At 41.4% G+C, this 15702-nt stretch carries 13 protein-coding genes; 7 read left to right on the plus strand and 6 right to left on the minus strand.

The genetic code is table 11. The features are described 5' to 3' along the window. Positions 1-249 precede the first annotated feature (249 nt). Positions 250-1437, plus strand: coding sequence for a tyrosine-type recombinase/integrase (locus ACYJZR_RS02930; RefSeq protein WP_062853959.1), 1188 nt, complete (start codon positions 250-252; stop codon positions 1435-1437). Between the two features lie 26 nt (positions 1438-1463). Here ACYJZR_RS02930 and ACYJZR_RS02935 read toward each other — a convergent pair whose 3' ends face one another. From ACYJZR_RS02935 to ACYJZR_RS02950, 4 genes are all read right to left on the minus strand, one after another. Further along, positions 1464-2603, minus strand: a complete 1140-nt coding sequence (locus ACYJZR_RS02935) for a reverse transcriptase family protein (protein WP_136677700.1) — start codon at positions 2601-2603, stop codon at positions 1464-1466. After that, on the minus strand, positions 2587-2874 hold the full coding sequence (locus ACYJZR_RS02940; RefSeq protein WP_062853957.1) for a helix-turn-helix domain-containing protein: 288 nt from the start codon (positions 2872-2874) through the stop codon (positions 2587-2589). The genes ACYJZR_RS02935 and ACYJZR_RS02940 overlap by 17 nt, the downstream gene beginning before the upstream one ends. A 63-nt stretch (positions 2875-2937) precedes the next feature. Further along, positions 2938-3156 carry a hypothetical protein gene (locus tag ACYJZR_RS02945; RefSeq protein ID WP_062853956.1) on the minus strand — a complete coding sequence of 73 codons (219 nt, stop codon included), beginning with the start codon at positions 3154-3156 and terminating at the stop codon, positions 2938-2940. Positions 3157-3596: 440 nt separating this feature from the next. Then, positions 3597-4949 (minus strand): hypothetical protein, encoded by a 1353-nt coding sequence (locus ACYJZR_RS02950; protein ID WP_136677704.1) that lies wholly within the window; start codon positions 4947-4949, stop codon positions 3597-3599. Between the two features lie 207 nt (positions 4950-5156). Between ACYJZR_RS02950 and ACYJZR_RS02955 the strand changes: the two genes are divergently transcribed. The 6 genes from ACYJZR_RS02955 to ACYJZR_RS02980 all read left to right on the plus strand — a co-directional run bounded on the left by ACYJZR_RS02955 (position 5157) and on the right by ACYJZR_RS02980 (position 10178). Next, positions 5157-5381, plus strand: a complete 225-nt coding sequence (locus tag ACYJZR_RS02955; RefSeq protein WP_025518619.1) for a helix-turn-helix transcriptional regulator — start codon at positions 5157-5159, stop codon at positions 5379-5381. Positions 5382-5393: 12 nt separating this feature from the next. Next, positions 5394-6407 (plus strand): replication protein RepA, encoded by a 1014-nt coding sequence (locus ACYJZR_RS02960; protein WP_029855865.1) that lies wholly within the window; start codon positions 5394-5396, stop codon positions 6405-6407. A 980-nt stretch (positions 6408-7387) separates the two neighbouring features. Continuing rightward, on the plus strand, positions 7388-8164 hold the full coding sequence (gene trbJ / locus ACYJZR_RS02965; RefSeq protein WP_025518621.1) for a P-type conjugative transfer protein TrbJ: 777 nt from the start codon (positions 7388-7390) through the stop codon (positions 8162-8164). A gap of 202 nt (positions 8165-8366) precedes the next feature. Next, positions 8367-9662: a P-type conjugative transfer protein TrbL gene (gene trbL, locus ACYJZR_RS02970; protein WP_140363914.1), complete on the plus strand. Its 1296-nt coding sequence runs from the start codon at positions 8367-8369 to the stop codon at positions 9660-9662. A 55-nt stretch (positions 9663-9717) separates the two neighbouring features. Continuing rightward, a complete protein-coding gene (locus tag ACYJZR_RS02975; protein ID WP_025610286.1) occupies positions 9718-9921 on the plus strand; it encodes a hypothetical protein in 204 nt (67 codons plus the stop codon). A gap of 2 nt (positions 9922-9923) precedes the next feature. Next, positions 9924-10178 carry a hypothetical protein gene (locus ACYJZR_RS02980; RefSeq protein ID WP_136677711.1) on the plus strand — a complete coding sequence of 85 codons (255 nt, stop codon included), beginning with the start codon at positions 9924-9926 and terminating at the stop codon, positions 10176-10178. A gap of 218 nt (positions 10179-10396) precedes the next feature. On the opposite strand, the gene ACYJZR_RS02985 is transcribed toward ACYJZR_RS02980, so the two are convergent. After that, entirely contained in the window at positions 10397-11485 is a 1089-nt protein-coding gene (locus tag ACYJZR_RS02985; RefSeq protein ID WP_136677713.1) for an Abi family protein, read from the minus strand. A 718-nt stretch (positions 11486-12203) separates the two neighbouring features. After that, a complete protein-coding gene (locus ACYJZR_RS02990) occupies positions 12204-15356 on the minus strand; it encodes a DEAD/DEAH box helicase (protein ID WP_136677715.1) in 3153 nt (1050 codons plus the stop codon). Positions 15357-15702: the final 346 nt, after the last annotated feature.

Consider the following 15702-nt stretch of genomic DNA (forward strand, 5'->3'; position numbering starts at 1 on the left):
ATTGCGGACTTTTTTTGTTTTTGGCTTAGTCATTTTTGGCAATGTCTGGCAACGCCAAGCACGGTTTGACCGTGGTATTTTGATGGGTATGATTCATCGGTAATGCCATGGATTACGCCCGATACCATGCTGAGTGTTTTTGATGGGGCATGGTATTAAATTTCTATATCTATCTGTTTTGTAAAGATTAACCTCTTATTATTTAGAGGTTTTTCAGCATGGTATCAAACAAGAATAAAAGGTCGAAACATGCTGACTGATACCAAGCTACGCAATCTCAAACCCAAAGATAAACTTTACAAAGTCAATGACCGTGATGGCCTCTATGTTGCTGTGACCACTGCGGGCTCTATTTCTTTTCGCTACAACTACTCGATCAATGGCAGACAAGAAACCATTACCTTTGGTCGCTATGGAGTAGGAGGCATCACGTTAGCAGAAGCGCGTGAGCGTCTCAATGAAGCGAAGAGAATGGTTACTGATGGAAAGTCACCGGCCAAAGAGAAAGCACGTGCGAAGGCGAGAACGAAAGATGCTGAAACCTTTGGTGCCTGGGCTCAGAAATGGTTGCGTGGTTATCAGATGGCCGATTCTACCCGGGATATGCGTCGCTCAGTCTATGCCCGAGAGTTAGAGGGTAAATTTGGCAATCAGAAGCTGACAGAAATCACTCATGAAGATCTGCGAGCATTGACTGACGCGATAGTAGAGCGTGGAGCACCGGCAACAGCTGTGCATACGCGTGACATTGTACTCCAGGTGTATCGATGGGCGATTGAGAGAGGGCAGAAAGTTGAGAACCCGGCAGACTTGGTGAGACCCGCCAGTATTGCTCGATTTGAACCAAGAGACCGAACATTAACGCCGGCTGAGATCGGTCTGATGTACCGCTACATGGAAAAGGTAGGTACAACCCCTTCGATTCGTGCTTCGGTAAAGTTGCTGTTGTTGACTATGGTGCGCAAAAGCGAGTTAACCAATGCAACCTGGAATGAAATTAACTTTAGTGAAGCGTTGTGGACGATCCCCAAGGAGAGAATGAAACGACGTAACCCGCACCTGGTATTTTTGTCACGCCAGGCTATGGACATTCTCATCGCCTTAAAGACATTTGCCGGTGGTTCTGATTACATTCTTCCTTCCCGTTATGACTCTGATGCTCCAATGAGTAGTGCGACGATGAACCGAGTCATGGATTTGACATACAAGGCCGCGCAAAAGGAAGGTCAGTCACTAAGTAAGTTTGGGCCGCATGACCTACGTAGAACAGCGAGTACACTGCTGCATGAAGCTGGATACAACACGGATTGGATAGAAAAATGCCTGGCGCACGAACAGAAAGGGGTGAGGGCAGTTTACAACAAAGCCGAGTATCGAGAACAACGTGCATCAATGCTACAGGATTGGGCTGATATGATTGATGAGTGGACTCGTTGAAGCTCAGTTACGCTAGTCAATGTTGATTACATACTTGAATTACGAGATAGCTTTTTCTTAATTTTATCATTAGCAGATTTTTTTTCTGAGTTTATAACCATAGCTACTCTGCCACTAATTCTTTTTAGAATAGATACTTTTGAACTAAATTGGGTTAATTCTTTCTTCGATTTAACTTTTCGATATTTTCTAGCGTATTTTTTTGCCTCAGACTCACTTATTCTACAAGTTATCAATGATAAGTGTTCTTTTAACTTTCCTGCTTGTGAGTATCCTTGTTGCTGAAGAGTATTTATGTGCCCGTGAATAGAACGGTATTTTTTAATAATATCTTCTATATCACAGTTGTTATCTACCATATATTCATATGTGAATAATAACTGTCTCACTTTAGATATTCTTTTTTGGGACGGATTAGTTTTTTTTGAGTTAACAGTAACATCGTGTACAGAAAGTCGAGATGAACACGTACTAAAATGGCTTTTTTTCTTAGCTCTATGAGGTTTTACTCCTGACTTTCCAAAAATTCGATAGATTTCTGATTTCAGGTGAGGAATTAATTCATAGAAATCTTTTTCATCAGAGCTAATATGAATGTCATCGTAGTAACGTGTATATCTTAGTCCTTGGTCTTGGCAAAATTTAACAAGTTCTGGCTCATCTCGGTAGAATATTAGATTGGCTATTTCACCACTTAGGGGACTGCCTTGAACTAAAAAGCCTTCTTTTGTACTTAGCTCGCTAAGTGCATTTGATACTTTAGGAGGGAAACAGAAAAAGTGTTGAAAAATACGGTTTACTTCTTTGACGCTAATTGATGGGAAAAAATTTCTTATGTCTTCAGACATTAACATGCGTGAATTAATGTGAGCTTGTGCATTATCGACATAACTTTTTCCTATTTGTCCTGCTGTTATATAGTCAGGATGTTCAACCTTATCAAAAACTCTTGATTTTATAGAATCTAAAGCAGTACGAAGTCTTGGTTTCGCTTTGTATGTAACTCTTATACTGCCATCATCTTTCTCAATTTTATCAGCTACGATATAGTCATCGTTTGATGATTGTATTAGCTTATCAAGATCATGTAACGTTAAATTCAATAAATTAGCTAAAGCTTCGATACTACCAATTGGTTTTTGTGTGTATTTAGGCCGTAGGTTCACTTTTTACGATTTCTCTCGCTATTGATTTTAGACTTTCTGTAAACTCAGAGAAAGGACTATCTGAGGGCTCTTCACACATCAAAATCAGTATATTTAAAGGAATGTTAAGTGCTTTACTGATTCGAGATAATGATGATAGGGAAGGATCTCGCTTTTCATTTTCTATTTTGGATAGATAAGATTTATCCATATTAGCTTCTTCAGCCACCTGATTTAAAGACAATCCACGTAGTTGTCTGAATTCTTTAATAGTTTTACCGATAGCTAACATAATTATATCTCTTAAATATTGGAGGATTTATTTGGCTGGTTGCACAGAGTTAGTGAGCTTTTGTTACTCCAAGTCAATGAAACCAGCCGCCAATTTTATCAAGCTCAATACCTGAACAACCACTGACAACCACTTCATTTTGTTGGGCTTACTTGCCACTTTACTCATTATCTCAAGTTCCTCGATAGAATTATCGATTTTCTCAAGTGTGCTTTTGTCTACTGTATTAACGCATTTTTCACGAGCCTCTTTAAGACGCTCGATCGATTCTTTCAAGTTCATATATATTACCTTATATAGTTGCACTAATCGGATACAGGATGTACCCCCTGCCAATTTGCACATCGTGGCCGAATAGAAATACAGTAGACAAACCAACCAATACCCCCAGAGAAGTGTATCTCTGGTTCTCCCCTGCCATCAGCAAAGTTATTCAACTAAGCGATAAGGACCATCGACGTTCGGTTCGAGCTTTGGCTCATGACAACCGCGTGCCAATATGAATCCTCATGTGGGCTGGAAAGATAGTTCATTTTGAATTGCTACAAATGAACGGCTGTTAGGCCATATGTCAGGCTCACAATAAAGGTAACTTTTGAAAGAGCGTTACAGATGATTTCATCTGCACTATAGATAGAATAAATTTGGGTGGCCTATTTGTCAACCCTGTTTGCTAATTTTATAGAATGGTAATTTTAGCCGCTAAAATTCTGTCAGTTCTTCTAGCGTGGTAAGAGAAACTCATCGCGAATAGTTCCTAGTGCTTTAGACACAGCTTGGGGAGTTATTTTTTTACCACCAAGTTCAGTTAGTTTTTGAGCAATCGCTTTCTGACTAAGGCCTTGGTCTTGCTTTTTCAGAGCGAGCATTCTTTTCTTATTGTCAGTAAGTCTTGAATCGACCATTCTTCGGGCTATATTCCGTAAAGCTCCTTCATCACCGGCTCCAAGAGTTGTACCAGATCCAGTAAAGCTCACTGCTGCTTCATTAATGAGTTTTTCTGTTTCGCCCTTTAGCTCTACCGGGTACTCGAAATTATTCCTAATGTAATGGAAAAATGCGTCAGCTTGCTTTTGCGTTACGCATTTATCTTGGAGGAAGTGGTAGAAATACTGGTCAACTAGTTCATCTCCTGATACAGCTTTAAGCTGTTCGACTTTGAAAATGTGAAGCTGCAATCGTCGTAATTCCTTCTCAAATTGGCCCTTTGATTTCAGAGCACTTTTGTATGTCGAATTCCAAGTGCGGCCATCAATGTTTTTCGGTTTATGGCGAGAGCAATACCGGTGGCTGAGCTGCAGTTTTTTCTTGTTGTCAGGATTTTTTTCGTTGTGATTATCTATCTGATATTCATCATTTGGCATATTGTTATCTAGCTTATAGAAATATTCTGCGAGTTCATTTCTTTGGCCACATAGCTCACAGTAGGTTTGCTTTCGTCGTGCATTAAGTTTGGTGTCGGCACTATGTTGTTTAAATCGCGTAGGTGTCAGGTGAAGCAGCCATAATAGTTCGAGCAGATTATCTACGGTTGCTTGAAACCTAAAATCTATAGGCCGATATTGATGCTCAGTATTCTCAAAATGTCGTAGTTGCTGTTTGATCACATCATGAGCGTTTTTAAATCCCATCATCATGACTAGATTGGTTAATGGAGTATCTTCTTTAAATTTGGAGCCATATTTACGAGACATCTCACGTGTGACTCGTTCTGTCATGGTCAATTTAGCTTTTGAACGTGGCAAGGGTGAGCGATTAATATTCAGATAGGGATTTGGAAAGAAATGAAAATGACTCTCAGGAAGAGAGCTAAGGAACGCCGATACCTTGGGATCGAGAACTTCTAAGATGAGCTCTCCAATAGGGAGTTTATCTGTTTCTAACTTGTCGTAGGCCAGAACATCTTTCAAATGGCTTCTAGGGTCTTTTCTTCTTGAATGTACGGTGTAGTTTGCCCAACGATCTCGAAACTCCCGTATGCCATCGGCGACAAAGGCGTCGCAATCTTCCCATACAGATATAAAGTATGTGTCTAAGCGAACACTCGCTTCCTTTTCGATTTCAGCATGTTCCATCTGTCACTCCCGTCCCCCCATACTGCAGTGTCATGTCGCCAATGGCTAAGCAATGAATATATTAGCAACCACTTGCATTTATTGGTAGCTGGTCCTTTATCAATATGAAAATAAATGAAGGCTCAACTTAATCAGCCAAAACGTCCAATCCGGAGTTTAAAAAATATTGGCATAGTCAGGTCTCAGTAACTAAGAGGAGGCAAAGACATGCAGGAGCTGGCACATAAAACCCTGATTAACCGCAAGACACTACTCAAGATGATTCCTTTGTCTGATCGGACTATTTACAACATGGAGCAACGGGGAGAGTTTCCTCGACGAATAGTACTTACTAGCCGCAGTGTGGCGTGGGATCTTGCGGAGGTTGAAAACTGGATAGAAGAAAAACGCAGGTCTGCATTCAAAGCAGCTAGACCGGGCTTTTTTTGGTAGTCAGTAATCAATATGTCGTTTGAAGATTTTATGGATACAGAGTTCCTTGTATCAAACAAGAAAAAAAATGTCCCAGTAGTGCGCCGTAAAACAAAAGTTGAGGTGAGATCGAGCTACGTAGACTCCATCATAGAGATTCAAGAATGCAGTGCTCAGGAGGCTAATGAACTCGGATTTATTGCTCGACTTCTGATTCAAGCAACCATGCCGCACAGCAATCCAAAATCGAATGAGTGGAGCCGGAAGAATGGTAATTTCACGATGCACATGATGGCACCATCATCTGTAGGTTTGCCTTTCGGTTGTTATGCACGCTATCTCTTGGTTTGGGTAAGTACACAAGCAGTGAGAAATAAGTCAAAACTGGACAATGGCTTTATCACAGAACAGGAAGCACGCAAGCTTGAACTAGGAGATTCTCAAAGAGGTTTTATGAAAAAACTAGGGGTGCGTTCAAGTGGGGGAGAAAATGGGCCAATAGACCCCTTTAGGGACCAAATGCGGCGGTTGTTCAAAACTACGATCAGTGTCAGTTATACAGAACTAAATGATGAAGGTGGATATATTTGTGAAGATGAAACAGGAGCTAGGGTTGCTGATTTTTCCCATATTTGGTGGAGTACAAAGCAATCCGATCAAGATTCATTAGGGGAATCTTGGGTGGAACTATCGCCTAAGTTTTTTCAACTTATTACAGATAAACCTGTCCCTTTGGATATGAGAGTTCTGCGGTTGATTAAGCGTTCTCCGATGGCCGTAGATATATATTGCTGGGCGACTTATCGGGTGAGTTATTTAAAGCGAGCCACAATTATCCCTTGGTTAGGTTTGATGGGACAATTGGGAGCGAATTACGCCAATGTCAAAGACTTTAAACGACGGTTCAATGGTGGACTTAAAAAGGTACAACAGGCATGGCCAGAACTAGATGCTACTCCAACCGAAAAAGGATTACTTTTGAAGCCAAGTGCTCCTCAAGTACCTCGACGGACAAAACGACAGATTGAACGGGATATTGAAGCGTAATGGAACTGTATACACCATCGTTTTAGGTGTTAGTAAGTCTGGGAAATTAGAAAGTTATCCACGCATGTTTTGTCCCGCTTTAAAGGAGGAGTTTTGCGCATGTTTTGTCCCGGTTTACGCATGTTTTGTCCCGGAGTGCGCATGTTCTGTCCCGAGAAAGGCCAAAAAGCTTTTTAATAACAGATGGTTGTGGAACCTCCTATAGTACTTTCCTGTAGGTTTACCTATATAAAAAATTAACCTGTAGTTAAGCGAAAAACACAGTGGATAATTTGGTAAAGACTGAGAGGTTTGAATCTCGAAATTGGAAAATTGGAACAATGTAGTTTATGAAACACCGACTTGTGCAGCTGATTTATACATGTCTGAAACTGTCAATAGAACGGATTTGAACGGCATGGGAGTTTTTTAAGTTATTGAAAATTAATTTCTTTAATATTTAATTTTCTTGGCGTTTCAACATTTATTGACATTTGAGGGGCGGGAGATATTTGGAATCGAAATAATATTACAAGCCTTTCCCATGTGATTTCAGACATATACATACAAATACAGACAAGATTCATCGTCTTTGCAGAAATATACAGATAGCAAAACATGGATAAACAGTGCTGAGGTGCGGGCAAGATAGGTGAAGTAGGCCCACCAACAAGTTGATGGTTCCTATTTCACTCACTACTTATTCGCACCTTCGGGCTCAACGACATCTTGCTCTACGAGGTATCTAATTCTCGATTTTAACCCTTGGACTCCTAACCAGTTTTAAGGGGAATGACACCTATGTTTCAAAGCTCTAAGGCCGCGCGTTTTTAAGGTGTCGCGCAGGTCGGACGCCAGGATAGAAAGTGACAACCTATCTTTGTAGAGGTCCACATTCACCGCTGATTTTCAGTAGGGGTAGAGGCTTATATCTATAGATTTTAGGCCGATACAGGTTGGTGGGTGCAACTTAGTCACGACAATACTAAGGGCACTCAATCATGAACAATATACGTATTTTAGCGGCTAAAATACCTACGGTTGCTATTTCATTAGCGCTTATCTCTCCCATACCGGTAGTCGCTGGGATTCCGGTTGTTGATGGAACGAACCTGACACAAAATATTATGTCAGCAATGGAGTCTGTCACTCAAACAGCCAAGCAGATCCAACAGTACCAAACTCAGTTGCAGCAGTATGAAAACCAGCTGCAAAACACGATGGCCCCAGCGGCTTATATTTGGGACCAGGCACAATCGACGATTGATGATTTAACTCATGCCACCAATACGCTTGCTTATTATCAAAACCAGCTTGGTAGCCTTGATGCTTACCTAAGCAAATTCCAGGATGTGGCCTACTACCGCAGTTCACCTTGCTTCAATGGATCTGGAGGTTGTACGCCTGCAGAGCAAGCGAGGATGGAAGAAAACCGTCGCTTGGCGTCCGAATCCCAGAAAACAGCCAACGATGCTCTCTTTGAAGGCTTGAAGCTACAGCATAAAAACTTGCAGGCTGACGCTCGTCAGCTGCACCGATTACAGTCAGCTGCCCAGGGAGCTGATGGTCAGTTAGCTGCTATTGGCTATGCCAACCAGCTTGCTAGTAACCAAGCCAACCAACTCCTTCAAATCCGTAGCTTGTTGATTGCTCAGCAGAATGCTGTTGGTTCTCGAATGCAGGCTGAAGCCGACCGCGAAGCTCAATATCAAGCGTCCCGTGAAAGGTTATTTGATATGGGAGATCCAACCGACCGTTCAAAAAACAGGGGGTTCTAATCATGAAGAATATCATTCGAGTTTTTATCGTCAGCGTGTTGGCCTCTTTCGTTCTGGTAGGGTGTGGTGAAGATGGAGGGCCAAAGTCTACAACGATCAACTGTAATAACCCGAGCCTGACGAAAGAGCAGAGGGAAGAAGGGAACTGTCTTTGGAATATGGGCGAGCACACGGATCGCTCCGAGAATAAGGGGTTCTAATTATGAGCAAGATATGCATTCGACTTGTGATGCTACTAGCTGTTTTACTTACCTCGCAAACTGCGTCGGCGGCCATTGAGCCTAATGGTGTCTTGGATGAGGTGGCTATGCGCTTCATGATCGCCAGTGCCACTTGGAGTACGGTAATTACAAACCATGCCGTGTGGCTGTTTTGGACGCTGGGCACTATATCTCTTGTTTGGACTGGCGGGACTTTAATCCTTAAACAAGCTGATATGAGGGAGTTCTTTGCCGAGTTTATGCGCTTTATCCTGACGTTTGGTTTCTTCCTCTGGTTACTCAGAAACGGCCCGGACTTTGCGACGTCAATCATCGACTCGTTGAGAACGATCGGTGCTCAAGCCGGTGGCCTTCCGAGAGACCTAACCCCCTCAGAGCCTATTAGCATTGCTTTCGACATTATTGTTAAAGCAGGTGAGTCCTACAGCTTCACAAACCCTATAGATAACTTGTCTATCTTCTTCATCACGCTAGCAATTTTGGCATGTATGGCGGTTGTGGCAGCTAATGTGTTGTTGGCCTTGGTAACAGCTTGGATATTGATATATGCCGGTGTTTTCGTGCTGGGGTTTGGTGGTTCGCGTTGGACTTCAGATATAGCAATCAACTACTTCAAAAGCGTATTGGGCGTTGCTTTGAAGCTGATGACAATGACTTTGCTCATTGGCATTGCCATGTCGATTATGGACGGTTTTTATGCTGATCTATCCAATGACGCCCCTATGCGTGAACTGCTGGTGATCTTTGTCGTTTCACTGGTTCTCGTAATGCTTATTCACTCTGTTCCCAATGTGGTTGCTAGCCTAGTTCCTGGAGGCGGCGCGGCGGCGGGGGCTGGCAGCATAAGTGCTGGTGCGATGGCCGGAGCGGCTGTTGCCACTGGTGGTATGGCTGCCGGTGCAGCAATGGCTACCGCTGGCGGTGCGTCTGCTATTCAAGCTGCGTTTGCAAAAGCCGGTGAGAACGTAGCGAACAATGCTGACGTGATGTCGAGCCTTAGCAGTGCATTTAGCGGTAGCGGTGATTCTGACGAGGCTGGCTCCTTCTCCCAAGCTTCCGGTCAATCTTTTAGTAATGGCGAATCCTCTGGCGGTGGCTTTAAAGGTAGCGCTGTAAAAGCGGGTCGTATTGCAGCGGATACTAGCGCTAATTTGATAAAGGGAATGGGGGATATGGTCGGAGAAAGACTTGGCCACACTGCCGGTGGCCGTTTAGCCAGCTCGATCCGAAACAGCACGAAAGATGACGGGGATGACGGCGATAAGGAGGACGATTGACGATGCTTCCCCTGCATTTGATAACGATAGCCTGGGCGGTGTGGGTACTAGCTGGATGAATCAAATCGGCGGCTTTGATGGCCTATCCAGCGAGGACCAGGAAGAAGCCCGCCAAGCACATGCTGAATGGCAAGAGCGCAACCCGGAAAAGCACACCTTTGGCGTTGAGGACTACGTTTCGTATGCCCAGGAACGCAATGAAGAGGTTGCTAGCTTTGTCAATAAAGGCCGTTCGGCCGAACTAGATAAGGATTACTGATTATGGAGTTTAACTTTCCACCTCAAAACCTTGCGGAGGTATTTGGTTTCTTCGCAGTGATGTTCATTGTGATGCTGGCCTTCTATTTTTTTGGCCAGCGGCTGCATAACATCGGGCACGGTCCAAAGATGAAAGCCATTGCCGACAAAATGGAGGTACCCCAAAACAAGTTGGCCTGGTGCATTTACAAGGACATGACGAGATCGGTCGATCAAATCGACAACATGAGACGCTGGCCGTTTGGCCGACGCAAGTAGTTAGAAAGCACACGGGCCGGTGATGGTGCACCGGCCTGTATTTTCATATACATCAAACTGGTTATGGTGATGCTTTAACTCGCTTCTGTTTCTGGACATAAATGCGTCAGTGAGATTGTCAATTTAGAGTGTTATGGATTAACTGAAGTTTAGTAAACCTGTGCGATGCAGTTAAGCACGAATTCCTTGAAAAAGTGTCTACATGTCTTGCAAAAACATTAATTAGGCGCAATAGAAATGCCTAGAGCTAGAGGTTTCTGTTTTGAGTCATTTGGATCTTTAGGAGGTGCTCCCACAAACCTTACTTTATCATTTATTGTAAGACCCGCGTGGCCATCTGGCAGCTTAATTTCAGATTTTGGTGAAAAAAATGTCTGATTTGAAGAGTCACGAATGAAAAGGCCGCCGCCTTTGGTAACTGAAATTATCTTTCCCTCTCTAGTTTCATCAATTAAGAGCAGATTAGTCAACAAATCTTCATCTGGCATATTGTCTAAGTCAACAGGCAGCTTCATCATTCGTTCTAGTGTCTCCAGTTTACACAGTTCATTGATTCTATTGTGATTTTCCACCATGGATAGTAGCTTTGTCATGGATGGATTTATCCAATTAATGACAGTGATGCATCGTTGATAGTCACTGATTACTTTATTAATAATGGACTTAACATCAAACTGGCTATTAGTTTTCCATAAAGGTTCATGATGAGCTAAGCGATTACGAAGTTTATTGATATACTTTAGCTCATCTCGAATTTCATTGATGCCAAGCGGATTACCTTTACGAGTAGCGTTAGGAAATACATCAGAACGAATTGGAGGCCAGAGTATTAAACCAGTTGTATTGTCAGGACTATTAATACTATAAGCTTTATCAATCAGTTCCACCCAAAAACCCAGTGTTAACTTTGCAATGTAATTATCAGGAGTTTTTGGTTTCTTTTCCGTATTTAGTTGAGCCTTTACACGATTAATGATATCTACAGCTGTTTTATTCGTTTGGGCTGTGAATGCCATCCTAAACCACATTTCAGGGTTGCCCCTTACAGGACCGAGGATGTTTGCAGCTGTTGATTGGGCCGTGCCAGCTTGAATGTGCCCTTTTACATAGTTAAGATAGCTATCATATATTGCGTTGCGCAACGAAATTTCAATAGTGTGTAGGACGCTTCCCATGACGCTGCTTACTTCTTGATTCCACAAGTAAGCCCCTAAAGCGGCTTCATCCGTTTTACAGCCAATTGGCGGGGTAAGGTATGTGGATAGACGCTTAAGAGATAAAGATGACTTTATTGATTTTATGGTCATAACTGGCTGATTTTCGCTTATGTTTAATACGAGTCATTATACATGGTTATTAGTCAGGTTTAATATCAAAGATTTTCTTGACATAGCAGTCATAACTAACCTAGACTAGATACCAAGAAGTGCGGTTTCCGCCCGACTTACACAGTGAGGGCTAGGTCCTACTCAATTAAGTTTGATGTCCTAGTACCGAAAAATTTTCAAAGAAAGCACCTTTCAGGTGCTTTTTTTGATTCTGTGAGCATTCTAAGGACAATTTCGCCGTACGCCTATCCGTTCTTTGAACACACCACTAGAGATTTGCTTTTTACTGCTAGTATTAGCTTTTCCATGGTAAATCCAGTTTAGCAATGTGTGTTTGATTCATTATTCTAGCTTGCTTTGGGGAAATCGTGTTGCACGTGCCGTCAGCGCACCTTTGGACACTTTCGAGTTACAGCAACGGTGTGTTTCAACCCCAAGGATTACTTCTGGTATCCCAAATAGCAAAACGGAATCAGTTCATATGATACCGACCGTGAACGGAAATTGAGAGTTTCGAGCATGCTATCTACTGATCTCAATCTTTATCTTATTCCTTTATGCTGATTTTTCAAACAGCTGAGTAATATTTCCTAATTCGCTTCTCGCCGGAAAGCAATTTGACGTTTTGATTTCCGACTATAGTATCTCTTTAACCGTTTCTATGCCTTACTCTAACAAAAGGACGCTAAGTCCCGAATCAAGCGCTGAAATAACACTTTAATTGTGTCTCTGTCATTTCAATAACCGTTGAGTAAATTGAGTTTAAAAAACTACTCATTTCAGCATCAATCTGTGATATGGCAACTCCAGGTTGAGCGATAGCAAACTCAAATTCAACATTACAGTACTTTAAGGCTTGTTTAACTTTGATTAAGTCGCTTGTTTCACCATGATAGAAACGTTTTCCATTTAATACACCAGTCCTGTTTCTTCTATCTAAGTGTTTAAGTAACTCTTCCGTTTTCCATTTATAGCGTAGAGAAATGATTGCTTGACCGCATACTTCATACAAGTCAGATTTTCTTGCACCAGATTTTTCTTTAGAGTACTTACAATGAATCATATTAAATCTAATCAATTCATCTTCAAGAAAAATTGCAACAATATCAGATGACTCACCTGAGTTGTCATCGTTAAATACTACGGTGGCCCCTTCCTCGACCATTCGACGCATCATGAATTCTTGAATGGACTTTTGTCTTGGTTTATCACTTTTATAATACGATTCAATGGTAAAGTCTGTATCCTCCCAATCTACTGCAACTATTTTATCGTTCGGAATTGATTGTATAAACTCTTCCCCGTAATCGGTATGGATGCAGCCTGCTATAGTGCAACCATTTAGCAAAAACATAGTTGGAGGGTACTCTTGAAAAAATTGCTCTAAAGAAATAGGAGTAGCCTTAAGCCCTTCAATATGATATCCACTGCTATTCAGCCCTCTTACTTCATGACCGTTTTCACTACCGAGAACAACTTTAAATGACAACTCTTGGTCTAATAGCTTTAAAACAAAATTAGCTGTTTTTCCTTTTGTTGATAGCAACTTTAGTTTTGCTTCCGATAATAAATAAGAACCATATTGCCCATGCTCTAGTGTGATCTTGTGGATACGATCATATAAGTCTTCAGACCAGTCAGTTGAAAGTACTATCAAATCGTCTGGATAGGATTCTATTTGAACTTTTTGAGCTGAGTCTTCTAATAACTGATTAGAATCGATGCTTTCATCGGTAATCAGTTTTCCTATTTCCAGACACCACAGCTTCCATTCTTTTAGGTCTCCTCGTCTCGACGGGCTCCAAATCTTCCCTTTTACTGAGGCTCCAACGCTAACAGGAAACCCTCCTCGGTAGCCGATACCAACAAAATCGGATTTCTTGCAACGCTTTCCTTCTTTCCATCGCTCTAGTTCTGTTGATACATCAGCACCACTCAACTTCGAATAACGATGTAAGTGATTTGCAGGTTTAAATATGCCAGCATGGATAATACTTAACCTTTTTATCGAATCGAACGAACGGAAAACGCAATCCCCTTTAATGAGTTCGGGCTCCTTATTTGTTAATTTATCTACTAAGTTATCTATATCTAAACTTTTTTCAGTATAACCAATGTAAAGGAGTTTAGAGCGGTCATCAAAATGCATGACTATCAAGTCCCAGTTTTGGTCCCGCATTTTATTACTTCTTGCCCACTTAACTTGCTCTCTTTTTTGTGTGGTGAAATAGAATACATTTTCTTTTTCGTTAATATATGGCTGAGACAGTGAATAGTGTGATAAGTTGAAGGCACCCTTAAAGGATCCCCAATCGACTTTCTCGGCTTGAAAGCATAAACAACTTAGAGCGGGGTAAACCAATTTGGGGTTCAATTCAATATCTGCTGAGTCGAAGCCAGAGTATGGTTTGCATCCTTGAAGAAAAGATAGAAGTGACTCAGCTTCCACTTTCTTTGCATCTGCTATTTCGCTAATTACATTCTCCCAACCGGTACCATCTTGAAAAAGGTTTTCCAGTTCTAAGGACATTTTTTCTTCTGCATAATTAACAACAAAAGATGCATCACCCAAGTCTTTTCGAGTCCGAGTAAAACGTCCGATAAATTGAAGAAGCACTCCAAGAGATTTATGAACGCTATGTACTGCTGCAATCTTAAATTCCGGATAATCAAACCCTTCTTTTAACATATCAACGCAGACAACAATGTCATACTCCCCGGATTTTATCCTCTTTATTATTTCTTTCTTTCCGGGAGTTTTATTGTGAATTAGCACAATTCTTTCCTCAGGAAACCACTGTTGGTACTGTAAAAAAAGCTTATCCGCTTGTTTCTGGCTGCCTGTTCTAACCATTACACGATGCTTAGTCCAACCTTTTTTTCTATCTTCCCTAAGACGAGATATGGCTGCATCTGCTATTGCTTTATCTTTTTTTCTTGGATGTCTTTCATCAATAGTTACAAGTGAAATGTTTGAAAAGCAGTTATCCATTAAAGCTTGTGATAGCGGATAGTTGTATACAATTTTCCCTTCAATTGGCTTTTTATCGTGTCGATATGGTGTTGCGGTAAACTGCACTATTTTTGAGTCAGAGAAAAGGCTTTTGATTGAGTTCCATTCGTTGGCTTGTACGTGATGAGCTTCATCGAAGTACACATGAGAAAATGAATTAGCTAAATTTTTGTGCAAACATTGAGTTGCTCTAGCAATTAAAGCAGGTGTAGTAACAACCACGTCAGCTAGTTCTATAGCCTCAAGATCCTCTACGGACAAAACTGTTTTATCTAGTGTCAATACACATGGATTTGGTGCACTTTCAGGTAGAACACCTAGTTCACGTAATATTCCCCAACTACCAAATTTTCCAGCAATCTGACTTTTTAGTTCAATTGTGGGGACTATAACTAGTGTTCTTTTTGCCTTGTCGACAAGAGTGGCTACTAACATAGTTTCCGTTTTACCAGTACCTGTTGGCAAAACTACCGTAGCAGGCTCATTACTTAGTGACCAGTGACATAGTAAACCGTGAATTGCTCCTTTTTGTGCAGGTCTGAGTTCCTCGTTATCTAAACCAACTCCATTAATATTAACTCCGCTATAAAAAGTGGACGCCAATACGGAATCAGGTATCACACACCCATCTACAATATACTGCCCCTTACGCTTTCCTCGCCCTTTTTTGAGGTTTGCCTTCAGTTTTAATCCCTTGCTCACAATTGAATAGGAGCCATCATCAAGTAAACCAGCATTGAGGCGTTGAGCTCCTTCTTCAACAGCTAAACGAGTTAAATACCCAATCTTGGTTTTGCGATATTCAAAGTAAAGCGCTTCGTTACCCAATGTCTCCATAAATAGCTATCTCCTTTGCCTTTGGAAAATTTTCTTACACCCGATATAAGCCTGCTCATCCAAAAGAACTGGAATTTAAGCTCTGAATTACGTGAAAAGTATAAACACCTTTATCAACTAGGAATTAAGACGACTGCGTTTACTTAGTGTTTTCAGATATTCTTCGACTACTTCTGTTTAGTATGCTGAAATCGCACACCTTCAGCACATACACTACCTAAAGCATCAACCAATGAATTCCACAACTCAATGAAATATAGATGCGAAATCAGCAAAAGACTGTGATGAAGCCGAAAATAATACATTCAAAATTTTACTTACTATCTGATAGTTAATGAAAAACTAG

This window comes from Vibrio sp. RC2502, assembly GCF_054850435.1.